This window comes from Streptomyces mayonensis (assembly GCF_018982965.1).
Taxonomy (GTDB): Bacteria; Actinomycetota; Actinomycetes; order Streptomycetales; family Streptomycetaceae; genus Streptomyces; species Streptomyces mayonensis.
This window is the reverse complement of sequence record NZ_JACBYP010000110.1, coordinates 1-14,847: the sequence shown is the minus strand read 5'-3', so window position 1 is coordinate 14,847 and position 14,847 is coordinate 1. Positions and strand designations below refer to the sequence as shown.

Annotated in this window: 15 protein-coding genes; 6 read left to right on the top strand and 9 right to left on the bottom strand. The window is 72.5% G+C overall.

From position 1 onward, the window contains the following. Positions 1 to 2: 2 nt before the first annotated feature. The 7 genes from HZS56_RS30125 to HZS56_RS30095 form a co-directional block, all read right to left on the bottom strand. On the bottom strand, positions 3 to 647 hold the full coding sequence (locus HZS56_RS30125; protein ID WP_216723973.1) for a hypothetical protein: 645 nt from the start codon (positions 645 to 647) through the stop codon (positions 3 to 5). A gap of 4 nt (positions 648 to 651) precedes the next feature. After that, positions 652 to 1,488 carry a carbohydrate ABC transporter permease gene (locus HZS56_RS30120; RefSeq protein ID WP_216723972.1) on the bottom strand — a complete coding sequence of 279 codons (837 nt, stop codon included), beginning with the start codon at positions 1,486 to 1,488 and terminating at the stop codon, positions 652 to 654. After that, the gene (locus HZS56_RS30115; protein ID WP_216723971.1) at positions 1,485 to 2,450 is read right to left on the bottom strand and encodes a carbohydrate ABC transporter permease; all 966 of its coding nucleotides are present in this window, start codon (positions 2,448 to 2,450) and stop codon (positions 1,485 to 1,487) included. Before HZS56_RS30115 ends, HZS56_RS30120 begins: the two co-directional genes overlap by 4 nt. Beyond that, on the bottom strand, positions 2,447 to 3,787 hold the full coding sequence (locus HZS56_RS30110) for an ABC transporter substrate-binding protein (RefSeq protein WP_216723970.1): 1,341 nt from the start codon (positions 3,785 to 3,787) through the stop codon (positions 2,447 to 2,449). The genes HZS56_RS30115 and HZS56_RS30110 overlap by 4 nt, the downstream gene beginning before the upstream one ends. 268 nt (positions 3,788 to 4,055) lie before the next feature. After that, positions 4,056 to 4,784: a cupin domain-containing protein gene (locus HZS56_RS30105; protein ID WP_216723969.1), complete on the bottom strand. Its 729-nt coding sequence runs from the start codon at positions 4,782 to 4,784 to the stop codon at positions 4,056 to 4,058. Then, complete coding sequence (locus HZS56_RS30100; RefSeq protein ID WP_216723968.1) at positions 4,778 to 5,719, bottom strand: DUF6807 domain-containing protein; 942 nt, start codon at positions 5,717 to 5,719, stop codon at positions 4,778 to 4,780. Before HZS56_RS30100 ends, HZS56_RS30105 begins: the two co-directional genes overlap by 7 nt. Continuing rightward, on the bottom strand, positions 5,716 to 6,867 hold the full coding sequence (locus HZS56_RS30095) for a Gfo/Idh/MocA family protein (RefSeq protein ID WP_216723967.1): 1,152 nt from the start codon (positions 6,865 to 6,867) through the stop codon (positions 5,716 to 5,718). Before HZS56_RS30095 ends, HZS56_RS30100 begins: the two co-directional genes overlap by 4 nt. Positions 6,868 to 7,136: 269 nt before the next feature. Here HZS56_RS30095 and HZS56_RS30090 point away from each other — a divergent pair, with 269 nt between their 5' ends. The 4 genes from HZS56_RS30090 to HZS56_RS30075 all read left to right on the top strand — a co-directional run bounded on the left by HZS56_RS30090 (position 7,137) and on the right by HZS56_RS30075 (position 10,405). Beyond that, a complete protein-coding gene (locus tag HZS56_RS30090) occupies positions 7,137 to 8,180 on the top strand; it encodes a LacI family DNA-binding transcriptional regulator (protein WP_216723966.1) in 1,044 nt (347 codons plus the stop codon). Between the two features lie 237 nt (positions 8,181 to 8,417). After that, positions 8,418 to 8,702: a hypothetical protein gene (locus tag HZS56_RS30085; RefSeq protein ID WP_253915143.1), complete on the top strand. Its 285-nt coding sequence runs from the start codon at positions 8,418 to 8,420 to the stop codon at positions 8,700 to 8,702. Between the two features lie 310 nt (positions 8,703 to 9,012). After that, positions 9,013 to 9,849, top strand: a complete 837-nt coding sequence (locus tag HZS56_RS30080) for an alpha/beta fold hydrolase (protein ID WP_216723965.1) — start codon at positions 9,013 to 9,015, stop codon at positions 9,847 to 9,849. A 22-nt stretch (positions 9,850 to 9,871) separates the two neighbouring features. Then, the gene (locus tag HZS56_RS30075; RefSeq protein ID WP_216723985.1) at positions 9,872 to 10,405 is read left to right on the top strand and encodes a TetR/AcrR family transcriptional regulator; all 534 of its coding nucleotides are present in this window, start codon (positions 9,872 to 9,874) and stop codon (positions 10,403 to 10,405) included. Between the two features lie 70 nt (positions 10,406 to 10,475). On the opposite strand, the gene HZS56_RS30070 is transcribed toward HZS56_RS30075, so the two are convergent. Further along, positions 10,476 to 11,420, bottom strand: coding sequence for an aldo/keto reductase (locus HZS56_RS30070; protein ID WP_216723964.1), 945 nt, complete (start codon positions 11,418 to 11,420; stop codon positions 10,476 to 10,478). A gap of 81 nt (positions 11,421 to 11,501) precedes the next feature. Here HZS56_RS30070 and HZS56_RS30065 point away from each other — a divergent pair, with 81 nt between their 5' ends. Beyond that, positions 11,502 to 12,122: a TetR/AcrR family transcriptional regulator gene (locus HZS56_RS30065; protein WP_253915142.1), complete on the top strand. Its 621-nt coding sequence runs from the start codon at positions 11,502 to 11,504 to the stop codon at positions 12,120 to 12,122. A 26-nt stretch (positions 12,123 to 12,148) separates the two neighbouring features. On the opposite strand, the gene HZS56_RS30060 is transcribed toward HZS56_RS30065, so the two are convergent. Then, a complete protein-coding gene (locus HZS56_RS30060; protein ID WP_216723962.1) occupies positions 12,149 to 13,474 on the bottom strand; it encodes an SGNH/GDSL hydrolase family protein in 1,326 nt (441 codons plus the stop codon). 382 nt (positions 13,475 to 13,856) lie between these two features. Here HZS56_RS30060 and HZS56_RS30055 point away from each other — a divergent pair, with 382 nt between their 5' ends. Continuing rightward, a complete protein-coding gene (locus tag HZS56_RS30055) occupies positions 13,857 to 14,819 on the top strand; it encodes a MaoC/PaaZ C-terminal domain-containing protein (RefSeq protein WP_216723961.1) in 963 nt (320 codons plus the stop codon). The last annotated feature ends 28 nt before the right edge of the window (positions 14,820 to 14,847 follow it).

The window sequence follows — 14,847 nt, the reverse complement described above, 5'->3', positions numbered from 1 at the left end:
CATCATCCGGCGTCCGGCTCCGGCGCGGGGTGCTCCGGGGCACGTTCGGTCTCCGGGGAGCGCAGGTCCACGACGGTGGCCGCGAAGACCAGTGGGCCGGGCAGCAACGGGATCAGGACGGGGATCGACCAGGCGAGCAGCGCGGCCAGGACGACCGCCCCGGCCAGCAGGAGGGAGCCGCGAGGGGAGGCGAGGGACCGCAGGAGGGCCTCGCGCGGAGACAGGGTGTGCGGTGCCGGAAGCGCCGTCGCACGCAGGGCCACCACGGCGCCGCCGACGGTCAGCAGCACCAGCGCGGGGGCCACGGCACCGGCGCCGGGCAGGGAGCCGCGGACCAGCGCGGAGTCGACGAGCAGCACGCCGGCCAGGAGCGGTACGGCGAGACCCCCGGCGAGTGAGCCCCGGGTCAGCCGGGCCCGCAGGTGGCCCGCGTACGCGCCCGCCGTGACGGGGACGCCGGCCCCGGTCGCCCGGCGCAGGGTGGCCGAGCCGGCGGCGAACGCCGCGGGGGCGGTGACGACGGGGAGGCAGGCCAGGCTGGTGAGCAGGCCCACCAGGAGCATGTCGGCGAAGAGGGTGAAGCCGGCGGAGAAGACCTCGCCGGGTTCCCTGCGGTCGCTGGGCCGGGGGACGCGTGCCTGGGTCATGGGGTCAGCCCTTCAGTCCGGAGGTGGCCATGCCCTGCACCAGGTAGCGCTGGAACACGAAGAAGAACAGCACGATCGGCAGCACCGAGATCACGGACATGGCGAACATGGGGCCGTAGGCGGACACGCTGGACTGGTCGACGAAGCTGCGCAGGGCCAGGGTGATGGTGAACTTCTCGGGGGCGAACAGGTAGATCATCTGTGTGAAGAAGTCGTTCCAGGTCCAGATGAACGTGAAGATGGCCGTGGTGATCAGCGACGGGCGGCTCAGCGGCAGCGTGACGGACCAGTAGGTGCGGAAGGCGCCGCAGCCGTCGATACGGGCCGACTCCTCCAGTTCGCGGGGCAGGTTGCGCATGAACTGGACGACGAGGAAGACGAAGAACGCCTCGGTGGCCAGGAACTTCGGCAGGATCAGCGGCCAGTAGGTGTCCACCATGCCGAGCCGGTTGAAGATGATGTACTGCGGGATCAGCACCACGTGGTGCGGCAGCATCAGGGTGGCGACCATGAAGGCGAACATGGCCTTGCGCATCCGGAAGCGCAGCCGGGCGAAGGCGTAGGCGGCCAGGGAGCAGGAGACCACGTTGCCGACCACGGCGCCGCCCGCGATCAGCAGGGAGTTCCACAGCAGCCGGCTCACGGGAACTCCGGAGACACCGTCCAGGGCGGTCGTGTAGTTCGACCACTCCAGGTGGCTGGGCCACAGGTCGAGGCTGGTCACCACCTCGTCGGCCGGCTTGAGCGACGTGGCGAGCAGCCAGGCCAGGGGGTACAGCAGGACGAGCAGTCCCACGACGGCGATCGCGTGCGGCATCCATCGCCTGGTGGTGAGGTTCATCGTCCCTCCTCGTCCGCGTAGAAGACCCAGGACCTGGAGGTCCTGAACAGGATCAGGGTGATGACGCCGATGGCGATGAGCAGCAGCCACGCCATGGCCGCCGCGTAGCCCATGTGGGAGGCGGTGAAGCCGCGTTCGTAGAGGTAGAGGGTGTAGAACATGGTCGAGTCGGCGGGGCCGCCCTCGCCGCCGCTGACCGCGAAGGCCGGGGTGAACACCTGGAAGGACTGGATCATCTCCAGGACCAGGTTGAAGAAGACGACCGGGGACAGCATCGGCACGGTGACGGACACGAACTGCCGCCAGCGGCCCGCGCCGTCCAGCGCCGCCGCCTCGTACAGCTCGGGCGAGATCTGCTGGAGACCGGCGAGGAAGATGACCATGGGGGCGCCGAACTGCCACACCGTCAGCAGGACGATGACGTACACGGCGAGGTCCGGATCGCCGACCCAGCTCCCGGTGTGGATACCCAGGGAGCCGAGGACCTCGGAGACGGTGCCGCCGTCGTTGAACAGCGCGCGCCACACCAGGGCGATCGACATGCTCGCCCCGAGCAGTGAGGGCGCGTAGAAGGCCGAGCGGTAGAAGGCACGGCCGCGGCCGAGGTTCTTCAGGAGCATCGCCGCACCGAGCGCGAGGCCGAGCTTGAGGGGCACGGCGACCACGACGTACAGCAGAGTGGTGCCCACCGACCGCCAGAAGCGGGGGTCCTCGGTGAGCATCTCGGTGTAGTTGCGCAGGCCCACCCAGTGCGGCGGGTCGAACAGGTTGTAGTCCGTGAAGGACAGGTACAGCGACACGGCCATCGGCACCAGCGTGAGCACGGCCGCGCCGATCATCCACGGTGTGAGGAACACGTAGGCGGGCCACTGCTGTTCACGGCGGCGCCGGCGTTTGGCCGGGGGTGTGGGCGGCGCCGGGCTGTCGGCGCGTGCGGGCGCCCCGGTCGACACTGTGCTCATGACCGCAGCTCCCGTTCGGCCTCGTCGATGAATTCCCGCGCCGCGTCGCGCGGGGAGGCGAGTTCGTACATCACGCGGTGGTAGGCGCGTTTGAAGGCGGTCTGGAGGGCGACGTCGCCCTTCGGCGGCGCGGAGGGCGGGGCGTCGAGGCCGTACTCCTGCATCCTCTGCGTGTACTCGTAGATCTCCCGCTCGGCTCCCTCCAGCGTCCTGGCGACCCGGGCGGCGATCCGCTGGTTGGGCGGGGTGGAGCGGGTGAAGCCGAGAACGTCGCCGGCCCGCTCGTCGTTGAGGAGGAAGTCGACCAACTGTGCCGCCTCCCTGGGGTGTTCGGTGCCCGCTCCGACGCCGAGGAGCATGGTGGGTTTGAAGTAGGCGCCCTGCCGCCCGTCGACCGTGGGGACCGGAGCGAAGTGGACCTGGTCGCCGAGGATTCCGGTGTAGCCGGGGAACAGCGCGTCCCAGGTGTAGTCGGCGGCGGCGAGACCGCGGCCCATGGGTGACATCTCGGTGGTGTTGGCCTGCGAGGTGTCCTTGGCCTCTGCCACGGCTCCGTCCTCGCGGAGCTCGTCGCAGAACGTCCAGAATCCGGTCAGGTCGTCCTCGGTGAAGCCGAGTTCCGTCTGACCCGCGTACAGCTTCTTGCCCTGGCTGCGCAGCCAGTCCTCGAAGATGTCCTCGTTGACGCCGTTGTCGTTGGCGCCCGTCACCGGCCGCCCGTCGGGGGACTTCAGCCCCAGGCCGGCGATCTTCCGGTTGGCGTCGGCCCATTCGTCCCAGGTCCAGTCGGGCCGGGGGGCGGGGACGCCGGCCTGCTCGTAGATTTCGGAGTCGTAGGCGTACCCGGTGATGCCGCGGCCCATCGGCAGGGCGTACAGCTTGCCCTCGTACTCGCCCGTGGCCGTGAACTCCTCGTCCATCTCCGAGGTGCGGATCGTGCCGTCTTCGACCGCGCCGCCCAGCGGCAGCAGGGCGCCGCCGCCCGAGTACTGGGAGATCTGGCGGTAGTCGAGCTGTGCCACGTCCGGGATGCCGCCGCCGGCCGCCTGGGTGGCCAGCTTCTGCATGTACGAGCCGAAGTCCGCGTTCGAGGTGCGGACGGTGATGCCGGGGTGCTCCTTCTCGAAGAGTTCCACGGCCTTCTCGGTGCGCTCGGCGCGGTCGTCGTTGCCCCACCAGGAGAAGGTGAGGGTGACCGTGCCGGACGACACGTCGCCGGACGGGGAGGAGCATGCGCTGAGCGATGCCGTCAGCGCGGTGCTGAGGCCGACGGCGGCCGCGGCCAGGACGGCCCGTCGGCTCGGGAGTCGGCGCCTGCCGCTTCGTGGCTCGGGCATGGGGGCCTTCCCAGGGGTGCGTGGATGGGTTCTGGACGAGGTGCGGTGTGGTGCCCGCCGGCGCGGGCACGCCCGCCGTTCGGGAGTACGCGGATACGGGAGTACGGCGGTACGGCGGTACGGCGGTACGGAGATCGGAAGTACCGGGGAACGGGAGGACGGCAGGGACGGGGATACGGCCGGGACGGGAGTACGGCAGGGGCGGGAGTACGGGGGTTCAGGAGGAGGCGGGCAGGCCGGCCGGTCCGTGCCGTCGGACCGGCCGTGCTCAGATGCCCGGGTAGACGGCCAGCCGGCCGCACATGCCGAAGCGGCCCCGTGCTGCGGGCCCGGTCGCCGACACCCGGGCCTCGGCCAGGTGCCCGTCGTCGCCGGCGCGCAGGGCGTCGAGCTGGGCGCGGGTGGTCTCCGCCGCCGCGCGGGCACCGTCGCGCCAGTGCTGCTCCCACTCCTCCAGCCGTGGCCGTACCAGCTGGGCGGCGGCCCGCTGGAACTCCGCCAGCGGCTCCGGGTCGCCGTTCTCGGTCGCGTCGCGCAGTTCCAGGAAGCGCCGGGTCGCCAGGTCGCGGCGGGCGCGCGCGACCTGCACCTGCTCGGCCTCGGGGACGTCGGCGGGGATGCGGACCGCGTCGGCGTACGTGCCGGGGTCGGCGAGGCGGTCCTGGGGCAGGGTCAGGACCGCGTCGCCGGCCTCGGGCAGGCCGCTGTTCTGCATCACGACGGTGATCTCAAGACCGCCGTCGTTGACCAGGCGGTGGATCGTGCCGGGCGTGAACCAGGCGACCGTACCGGGCTCCAGGGGCGTCTCCTCGAAGCCCGACGTGGTGAGGGTCTGCACCGCGCCCCGGCCCGCGGTGACGACGTACCCCTCGGTGCACGTCAGGTGCAGGTGCGGGGTGCCGCCCCCGGGCAGTCCCTCGACGGTCGGCCAGTCGTAGACGGTCAGACGGGACACGCCCACGGCTCCGGGGAAGCCGCCGTACGCCGTGGTCACCACGTGAGTCCTTCCAGGTGGGCGGCGACCCGTGCCCGGTCCCAGGACCCGTCGGCGACGGTCACGCGGTAGGAGCGGGCGAGGGTGTCGCCGGGCTGCAGGACCAGTTCCTCGTGGAAGGCCCAGGAGGGTGCCACCGCGGCGAAGGGGTCGCTGCGCACGAACCAGTGCGCCGGGTGGGTGCCCTTCTCCCCCAAGTGGTCGTTGGAGGGAGCGTGTTCGAAGACGAGGGTGGCGTGCCCGTCCCGTCCGTCGTGCTCACCGACGTACGCCAGCCAGGCGGCCTGGGTACCCATGAGGTCGTCTTCCGAAGCCCCCGCGGACCCGGCGGACCCGGCGGTGAAGACGTGGCCGTCGCGGAAGGCGCGGGGGCCGCGCCAGAAGAGCCCGGTGTATCCGGCGGCGGGGCGTCCGTGGGTGGTAGGACTGCCGAACCGCAGTGGTTCGTCCCGCCGGTTGGTGACCGACGACGTCCAGGTGAGCGTCCAGCTGCCCGCCCCGGTGTCGACGTCGCGGACCTCGACGCGGCGGTCCTCCTCGGCCCACAGGGTGCCGTCGTGCGGGTGCCAGGTCAGCCGCTCGGCGATGACGGCACGGTCGCCCGCCGCGCTCACCTCCTCGAAGGCCACGTGGGCCATCGAGCCGACCTTCTCGGGGAGTGCGAGGTACCCCTCGCCGTGCACGTAGGTGTTGCCGCCCCACAGGTTCTGGCCCGAGAGGTGGGAGGCGGTCAGCTGGAGGCCCTTGTGCCAGCGGTGGTCGTTGGGCCGGTAGTCGGTGACCAGGCCCCCGGAGAGGGTGCGGACGGGATGCAGGTACGGCTTCGGCGCCTCCCAGTCGGACTCCGGGCGGTACACGTACGAGAACAGCTCGGTGCCGGTCGCCGTGTGGGCCACGGTGATGCGGTCGCCGTGGGCGTGGGTCAGTGAGAGCGTCATGCCTGGTGGTCCTCTTCCTCGCGGACGGTGGCCGGTGCCCAGCCGGGGGCTCCGCCGTGCAGTGCGGTGTAGTAGGGGTCGCCGGGACCGATGTCGCCTGCCCGCACGGTGGTGTCGGTGAACGCGGACTTGTACACGGCGGTGATCAGCTCCAGCGTCCGCCGGCCGCCCGCGCCGCTGGTCGAGTGGCGGCGTCCGTTTCTGATGTCGTCGGTCAGGACGCGCAGTTGGGCGAGGTGCGAACTGGGCTCGTCGGCTCCGAAGTCGCGCCAGGCCGCCACGGTCTCCTCGGGGACACCGGGCGTGGGGGTGATGCGCCAGTCGGCGTTGCGGTAGCCGTACAGGTGGGTCAGCTCGACGGTGGCCAGTTCGCAGTCGATGCGGATGCGGCTCACCTCGTCGGGGCTCAGCACACTGTTGACGAGGGTCGCGACGGCTCCGCTTCCGAAGCGGACCAGTGCCGTGGAGACGTCCTCGGTCTCCACGTCGTGCACGAGCCGGCCCGCCATGCCGCGCACCTCGGTCCACGGGCCCATCAGGTCGAGGAGGAGGTCCGTCTGGTGGATGCCGTGCCCCATCGCGGGCCCGCCGCCCTCGGTGGCCCAGCGGCCCCGCCACGGCACGGCGTAATAGGCCCTGTCCCGGTACCAGGTGGTCTGGCAGTGCGCGACCAGCGGCCGGCCCAGCGCACCGCTGCCCAGCAGCGCGCGGACGTGGCGCGCGCCCGAGCCGAAGCGGTGCTGGAAGACGATGGAGGCGTACGGCCCGGTGTCCCCGTCGCCCTCGGCTCCCGTCACGGCGTCGTAGTCGGCGAGCGAGGGGCAGGGCGGTTTCTCGCACCACACGAAGGCGCCCGCCCCCAGCGCGGCCACCGACTGCTCCCGGTGCACCGCGGGCGGTGTGCACAGCACCACGAGGTCGGGGCGCACTTCGGTCAGCGTCGCGTCGAGGTCCGTGGACGCGTGCGGGATGCCGTACTCGTCGGCGAACGCGCGGACCGCCGCGGCGTCCACGTCGACCGCGGCCGCCACCTCCACCGCGCCCTCGGCGGCCAGCTTCTGCAGGGCGGGCAGGTGACTGGAGCGCGCGATGGACCCCGTGCCGACCACTGCCGTGCGCAGTGGTGCGGCTGGAACGTGCGATGACATGCGGACCCTCTCGTGAGCCGGACGGGCGGGATGCTGCGGGTCGTGTGGGGAAGCGACGAAGCAGGGCGACCGGGCCGTCGTCCGCGGCCTCCGCCCCCTCGACAGCAACCGCTTGCTATCGTGTTCCAACGTTGTAACCGGCATGCGTCCGCAAGGTCAACCCTCTGTCGGGAAAAGAGTCGGCACCCGTTCCGGCGCCCCGGCAAGCCGTGCCCATGAGGGGGATATTCTGCGGAAACTCGGGTGAGTTGGGTGAGGGGGACGGACTTGTGGCCGCGGTGACACTCAAGGACGTGGCGGCGCGCGCCGGGGTATCGATCAAGACGGTGTCCAACGTGGTGCGCGGCGCCCCGCGCGTGTCCGAGGCCACCCGGTCCCGGGTGATGCGGGCGGTCGACGAACTCGGCTACCGGCCGAACCCCTCGGCCCGCAGGCTCCGCACGGGTCGCAGCGGGCTCGTCGCCCTGGTCGTCCCCGACCTGGCCACCCCGTACTTCGCCGAACTCGCCCACCACGTGCGCAGGGAGGCCACCTCGCTCGGCTTCACCGTCCTGATCGAGGAGTCGCTGGGCGACGCGGCCGAGGAGCTGCGCCTGGCCAAGGGGGTGGGTGCCTCGCTGCTCGACGGGGTGATCCTCTCCCCGCTGCGCGTCACCCCCGGCGAACTGGCCGGTGTCACCGACGACTTCCCCCTGGTACTGCTCGGCGAGCGCACCTACGGCCGCCACCGGGTCGTCGCCGACCACGTGCTCATCGACAATGTCGCCGCCGCGCGCGACACCACCTCCCACCTCGCCGGCCTGGGCCGCACCCGGATCGCCGCGATCGGCGTGGACCACCAGGGCTCGGCGACCAGCCGCCAGCGCCTGGAGGGGTACCGGCAGGCACTGTACGCCGCGGGGCTGCCCTTCGACCCCGAGCTCACCCCGAGGGTGGAGGAGTTCGACCGACGCAACGGACTGCTCGCGATGCGTGCGCTCGCCTCGCTGCCCGCCGGCGAACGGCCCGACGCGGTCTTCTGCTTCAGCGACCTGCTGGCGGTCGGCGCCCAACGCGCCCTGCACGAGGCGGGGCTCGCCGTCCCCGGCGACGTCGCCGTCGCGGGCATCGACGGCTCACAGGAGGCGCTGTACAGCACTCCCTCCCTCACGACCGTCGTCCCCGACAAGGCCGCGATCGCCTCCCTGGCCGTGAAATGCCTGGCGGCCCGGATCCGGTCGCGGGCGCCCCTGCCGTTCGAGGTGCACGTGGCTCCGCACTGGCTGGAGGAACGCGAGTCCACACTGGGCGTACGCCGCACGCTCCGCCCCTGACCCCGGCGCCGGGACGCGCGGCGGGGCACGGAGGAGACGGCGGGGAGCGGGCGGCAAGGGAACGGACGACCGGGGGCGCGGGTCACGCGGGCAAACAGGGGGCCTACCCCGAGGCCGGGAGATCAACACCGGGCGGTACGGGCATCGGTGGGGGCAACGACAAGTGCCCCCACCTGGGGCATTCCCGATCCACGAGACCGTGGGGCGCGCCGCCTTGCGTCCCTAGGCTTTTTATCCATGGACATCCCGAGACGTCTCATCGAACTCAGACGCGCCGTCGACGCCGCGGACGACCGCTACCGCAGCAACTCCGGAGAGAACGCCACCGTCGCCCTGGCGGTCTGGTCCGACGCCACCGCCGCACTGGCCCGGGGCATCGCGGAGCACACGGAGGAAACAGGTATTTCGCGCAAGGAACTGGAACGCGCACTGGAGCAGGCGGTGGGGCCGCGCACCCCGCCCGCACCGCCACGACGGCCCGGCCCCGGGCCGAGGCACGCCATCGACAACGCGGGGCATTGAGGGGCACGGACCGCTCCACGGGGGCTCAGGCCGCTTGAGGGGCAGAGGCCTTCCGACGGGGGCGGACCACCTGACGGGGGCCCAGGTCGCTTGAGGGGCTCAGGCCTTCAAACGGATGCGGACCACCTGACGGACGCGGACCACCCGACGGGGCGCGGGCCGCCTGACGGCCACGGACCGCCCGACGGGGGCGCAGGCCGCCTGACGGCCACGGACCGCCCGACGGGCAGCCTCGATTGACGGGCATGGCTAATGGCAGTAGCTTAAAGCTATCGACGTTAGCCATGCCCGTCGCGTCCCTGGAGGCGTCATGACCGAGTACCTCGCCGTCGACGGCGGCACCATCGCGTACGAAGTGACCGGATCGGGGCCGCTGATCGTCCTCGCGCACGGAATGGGGGACAGCCGGGCCGCCTACCGTGCCGTGGTCCCGCACCTGGTGGCCGCGGGGCACCGGGTGGCCTCGGTCGACCTGCGCGGCTGCGGGGAGTCCAGCGTCGACTGGCCCGCCTGGACCCGCACCGACATCGCCGGCGACCTGCTCGCCGTGATCCGTCACCTCGGCGGCCCGGCCGTCCTCGTCGGCCACTCGGTCTCCGGCGGTGCGGCCACCGTCGCAGCCGCCCAGGACCCCTCGCTGGTCACCTCGGTGGTCGAGCTGGCGCCGTTCACCCGCAAGCAGTCGGTCCGCCTCGGCGACCTGCGGGTGAAGCGGTTCCGGCAGGGCATGCTGCGGCTGCTCGGCGCCGGACTGTTCGGCAGTCGGCGGCTGTGGCGTTCCTACCTCGAAGTGGCCTACCCCGGCGCACGGCCGACCGACTGGACCCAGCGGCTGGCACGCATCGGCTCCCTGCTGGGCGAGCCCGGCCGGATGAAGGCCATGCAGGCCATGGGCCGCTCCGCCCCGACCGACGCCGGTGCGCGGCTCGGCAGCGTCCGCTGCCCGGTCCTGGTGGTGATGGGCACGCTCGACCCGGACTGGGCCGATCCGCACGCCGAGGGGTCGGCGGTCGTCGACGCCCTGCCGTCCGGCCTCGGCCGGCTGGAGATGATCGACGGCGCCGGCCACTACCCGCACGACCAGTTCCCCGACGAGGTGGCCTCGCTCGTGCTCGCCTTCCTGCGTCCGGACACCGCCCGTGCCTAGGGCCGGCCTCGCCCCTGCAACCGTGGTCGCGGCCGGTGCCGCCCTCGCCGACGAGGTGGGCCTCGCCCGTCTGACGATGGGGCTGCTGGCCGAGCGGGTCGGCGTACGCACCCCGTCCCTCTACAAGCACGTGGCCAGTCAGGACGACCTCAACCGGCGGATCGCGGCCCTGGCGCTGAACGAGGCCGCCGACGCCGTGGGCGGCGCCGTCCAGGGGCTCGCGGGACCGGACGCGCTGGCGGCCGCGGCCCGCGCCTTCCGCGCCTTCGTCCTGGACCATCCCGGCCGGTACGCCGCGACCGTCGGTGTGGAGCCGACCGGCCCCGACGACCCGATGGCCGCCGCCGGCGAGCGGCTCCTCGGGGCCTTCACCGCGGCCCTTCGCGGTTACGAGATCGCGGAGTGCGACGTGAACCACGCCCTGCGCATGCTCCGCAGCCTCTGCCACGGCTTCGCCACCCTGCAGTCCGCCGGCGGTTTCCGGTGGAGCACGGACGTCGACGAGAGCTTCGAGTGGCTGATCCGCTTCGCCGACCGCGGACTGCGCACCATGTGAGTGCCGTTTCCGGGGCGAGCCGGAAGGATCCGAGCGGGATGCGAGGGGAGGGGTTCCGGCAGGCCCGGCGTCAGCCGAGCCGGACAGCGTCCGCGGAACGGCTCGGTACGGCGTCCAGCGCGGCGAGGTCCGCGCCGCCCAGGTCGACGGCGCCGGCGGCAAGGTTGTCGGCCAGGTGGCCCGCGTCGGCGGTGCCGGGGATGAGCAGGACGTTCGGGGCGTGGTGGAGCAGCCAGGCGAGACCGACCTGCGCGGGAGTGCAGCCGGCGGACTGCGCCACGGCGTGGACCGCGGGCTCGTCGGCAACCTTCGGCATGCCCGGGAACGCGCCGCCGAGCGGGAAGAAGGGCACCCAGGCGATGCCCTCGGTGGCGCACAGCCCCAGCATGTCCTCGTTGTCGCGGCTGACCAGGCTGTAGGAGTTCTGGACGCAGACGACGCCCGCGGGCAGGGCGCGGCGCAGCACGTCCGTGGTGACGGCGCTCAGGCCGATCGCGCCGACCTTGCCCTCGTCGCGCAGTGCCGTCAGCACGGCGAGCTGGTCGTCGAGGTCGACCACCTGGTCACCCTCGGCGCGCAGCCCGGGGCCGATGTCGAGACGGCGGAGATTGACGACGTCGATCCGGTCGGTGCCGAGGCTCCGCAGGTTGTCCTCGACACTCGCCCGCAGCTCCTCGGGCCGCTGCGCGGTGCGCAGCGGGCGGGGCCCGCCGGGGTCGGGGTCGGCGCCGACCTTGCTCACGACCAGCGCGTCGTCCACGCCGGCCAGTGCCTCGCCCAGGACCTCGTTGACGAAGCCGTTGCCGTAGAACTGGGCGGTGTCGAAGTGGTCGACGCCGAGCTGTGCCGCGCGGCGCACGAGCGCGACGGCGGCGGCCCGGTCGGCGTGCAGGCGTTCGAGCTGCATCGCTCCGTAGCCGATCCGGGAGACCGTGCGGCCCGCGAGCGGTCCCGCTCCGCCCGGCCTCGGGATGCCGTCGGCGGTGACGGGGATGGGGGTGCCGTTCGAGGTCATGGGAAATCCGTCCTCATGAGAAGATGGCAGAAGCGGAGGGCCCTCCGCTACCGACTGCAGCGTACCGGAGGATCCTCCGCTTTGTCTCCCCATCAGGAACCGACACCGGCCGCCGGCCGCCCGGACCGCCCCGGGCGGCCCGGCGGCACTGACCGCCCGCTGCGCGCGCACGCACGGCGCAATCGCGAGAACCTCGTCGCCGCCGCACGGGCGGCCTTCGCGGCCGCGGACGACACCGTGCCCCTGGAGGGAATCGCCCGCGAGGCAGGCGTCGGCATCGGCACGCTCTACCGCCACTTCCCCACCCGTGAGGCTTTGGTCGAGGCCGTCTACGCCGCCGAACTGGACGACGTCACCGAGAGCGCCGCCGCCCTGGTGGACGAACTGCCGCCGGAGCAGGCGCTGCGTGCCTGGATGAAGCGGTACGCCGCCTTCGTGGCGACGAAGCGCACGATGCTCGGCACCCTGCGCAAGGGATGGGCCTCGGGGCGCCTGGCGACCCCGGCCACCCGGGAACGCATCACGGCCGCGATCGGTGCCTTCCTGGCCGAGGGCGCGCGGACCGGCGCCCTGCGCGCGGACGTCGAGGCCGACGACGTCACCGCGATGGTGCTCGGGGTGTTCCTCTCGACGGGCGCCGACACCGGGACGGGGCAGCTGGAACGCCGGCTCGACCTGGTCGTCGACGCCCTGCGCCCGTGAGAGGGTTCACGGCCTGCGCGTAAGGATCAACGGCGCGCCGCGGAGGTCACCATCGGCAGGGAGACGATGTCGGCGAGGGCCTGCTGTCCCGCGATGTTCGCGTGCACGCCGTCCCCGGTGTCGTAGGGCGGGTTGATGCTGTTGGGCTTGACGGGGTCCTTCAGCACCTGGTCGAAGGGGAGCACTCCGTCGCAGGTGCCGCCGCAGTTGTTCCACTTCGACACGAACGTGCCCACGGCGTGCCGGTCGCGGTTGTTCCGGTCGCTGTAGCCGGGGCGGGGGGTGATGGGCGTGACGTACACCTTGATGCCCCGGTCCCGCAGCCGCTCGAAGACCGCGCGGTAGCTCTGAAGGATCTGCTCGGCGTCGCATCCGGCGGCGAGGTCGTTGGTGCCGTAGTAGTAGAGCACCCCCGTGACTCCGTGCAGGGCGAGGACGTCCCGCTCCAGCCGTGCCGAGGCGTCCAGGCCGCGGACCGGCTCACCGATGTCCGGGCAGGTGGCGGCGCTGGTCGTGCCGCCGATGCCCGCGTTGGCGACGGCGAACTGCCGGGCGGCGGGCAGCTCCGACGTGATCCGCCGGGCCAGGTCGTCCGTCCACCTCAGATCCGTGCCCGGGGGGTTGCAGCCCGGCCCGCAGTCGGTCGAGCCGGTGCCGTCGACCACCGAGCTGCCGTAGGCGACGAGGCTGCCCCGCAGCCGCGGATTGCGCACGTCCACCGCGCTGACCAGCAGGGCCGAGCCGGTCGTCCCGGTGTAGGCGGCGGCGTCCGCGTCGGCGGTGTGGTCGCCGGCGCCGGGCGCCGTCAGGTAGTTCGTGCGGAAGGCGCTCTCGTGCCGGCCGGGCGTCACCGTGCCGGAGACCGAGAGCGAGACCGCCACGTCGTCCTGGGCGGCGGTCCTCAGTGCGGCGCTGTCGCTCCACACCTCGCCGCCCGCCGGGACGACGACCTTGCGCCGGCCGTCGAACGTGACGGGCCGCGGGCGGCCCCGGGTCGCGGCGTCCTCGCCGGTGCTGTGCGCGACGGTCGCGGCGTCGACGGTGAGCGGGCCGTCGCCGAAGGTGTTCTGGACGCGGATCCGGACGGCGTCACCGCCCTGGCTCAGGTGCGTGATCATGCGCACCGACTGGTCGCGCAGCGGCGTGGGGGCGAGGTTCTGCTGGGAGGCCGCCCAGGACGTGAACCAGGCGCCGGCCCCCTTGCCCGTGCCGTCCGCCCCGGAAGGGGCCGCCGCGGTGGTCGCCGAGGCAGTGAGGACCGACGAGGCCAGGGCGAGCGCCAGTGCGGCCGCGACGCCTCTGGCTCTGGGGCCCCGGGCGGGAGTGAGTGTGCGGGCGAGGAAGCGGTGCATTCGTGCCTGCCTTTCCGACGTGACGGCCGTGACGTGCGGGACGCGTGCGGACACCTGCGAAGACGGCACGCATCGTAGGCACCAACCGTCGCCCGCCGGAACAGGGCCGATCACCCCAACTGCCGGGAGGCCGGGGGCGGGAGCCGGCACCGCCCACCCGTTCCGGCTCCGCCCACCGGTCCCCCGCGGCCGTCGCGCACAGCGGCGCGGCGGCCGGCCGGTCGGCCGATCGGGTCGACGGACCCGGCCGACGCGTGTCCGGATCTCGTCGTTCCCTTCCTCGACGCAAGGCTCTTGACAGCCTCGAAGACGTGAACCTAGCGTAACGACTAGTCGTCTAGACAATTACGCGCCCAACCGGGCGCTCCCCACGGAGGTGACGATGAAGTCGCAGACGTCGCAGCTCAAGGAAGCTCGCTACGAGCTGGTCGAGATCCCCGAGCCGATGGGTCCCGTCAAGGTGACGGTGGACCGGCGCAAGGTACTCGACCACGCCTACAGCGAGGACGACTACGGATCCTGGTACTTCCGCGACTCCCCCTTCGGCGGCCCCGTGGGCCATCCCCTGGTCCTCGCCAACGACCTGCTGTTCCTCTTCTACGAGAACTACGACGGCAACACCGCCCAGGGCCTGCACACCCACGAGCAGCTCACTTTCCACTCCCCCGTCCGGGTCGGCGAGACGGTCACCGTCGAGGGCGGTTACACGGAGAAGTACGAGCGCCGCGGACAGGGCTACGTCGTCCTGGAGGCCGAGGCCCGCGGCGAGGACGGCCGCCTCCTGGTGCGGCACGTCGGCAAGGAGATCATGCGGACGGTCGCCGGCGAGGTCACCGGACGCAACCGCACGGCCGGCGAAAAGCGGACACGCACAGTTATCGGTACCGTGGACGACTCCGTGCCGCCCCTCGACCGGGCCCGGCTCGACGCCCCGGAACGCGCCGCACTGCCCGCACGCACCACGGTATTCAGCCAGGACCAGATGTCCGTCTTCTCCTGGGCCGGGCGCGGTTACGCCAACGTGCACACCCATTCCGAGAAGGCGGCCGCCTCCGGACTCGACCGCACGATCGTCCAGGCGCAGCAGCAGACCGGCTTCGTCGTGAGCAACCTCGTCGACGTGTTCGGCAAGACCTTCTTCACCTCGGGCGAACTCGACCTGCGCTTCGTCTCGCCGGCCTTCGTCGGCGACGAACTGACCACCGGCGGTGCCGTCGTCGGCGCCACCGGCGACCGGCTCGAACTGGAGGTCTGGGTGGACAAGGCCGACGGGACGCGCACCGCGCTCGGCTGGGCCTCCGCACGGGTGGACGACGACCCCGAGCGGCCGCAGCGCCTGGTCTGACGCCCGCCCCGCCCTTCCCTTCCCCCGC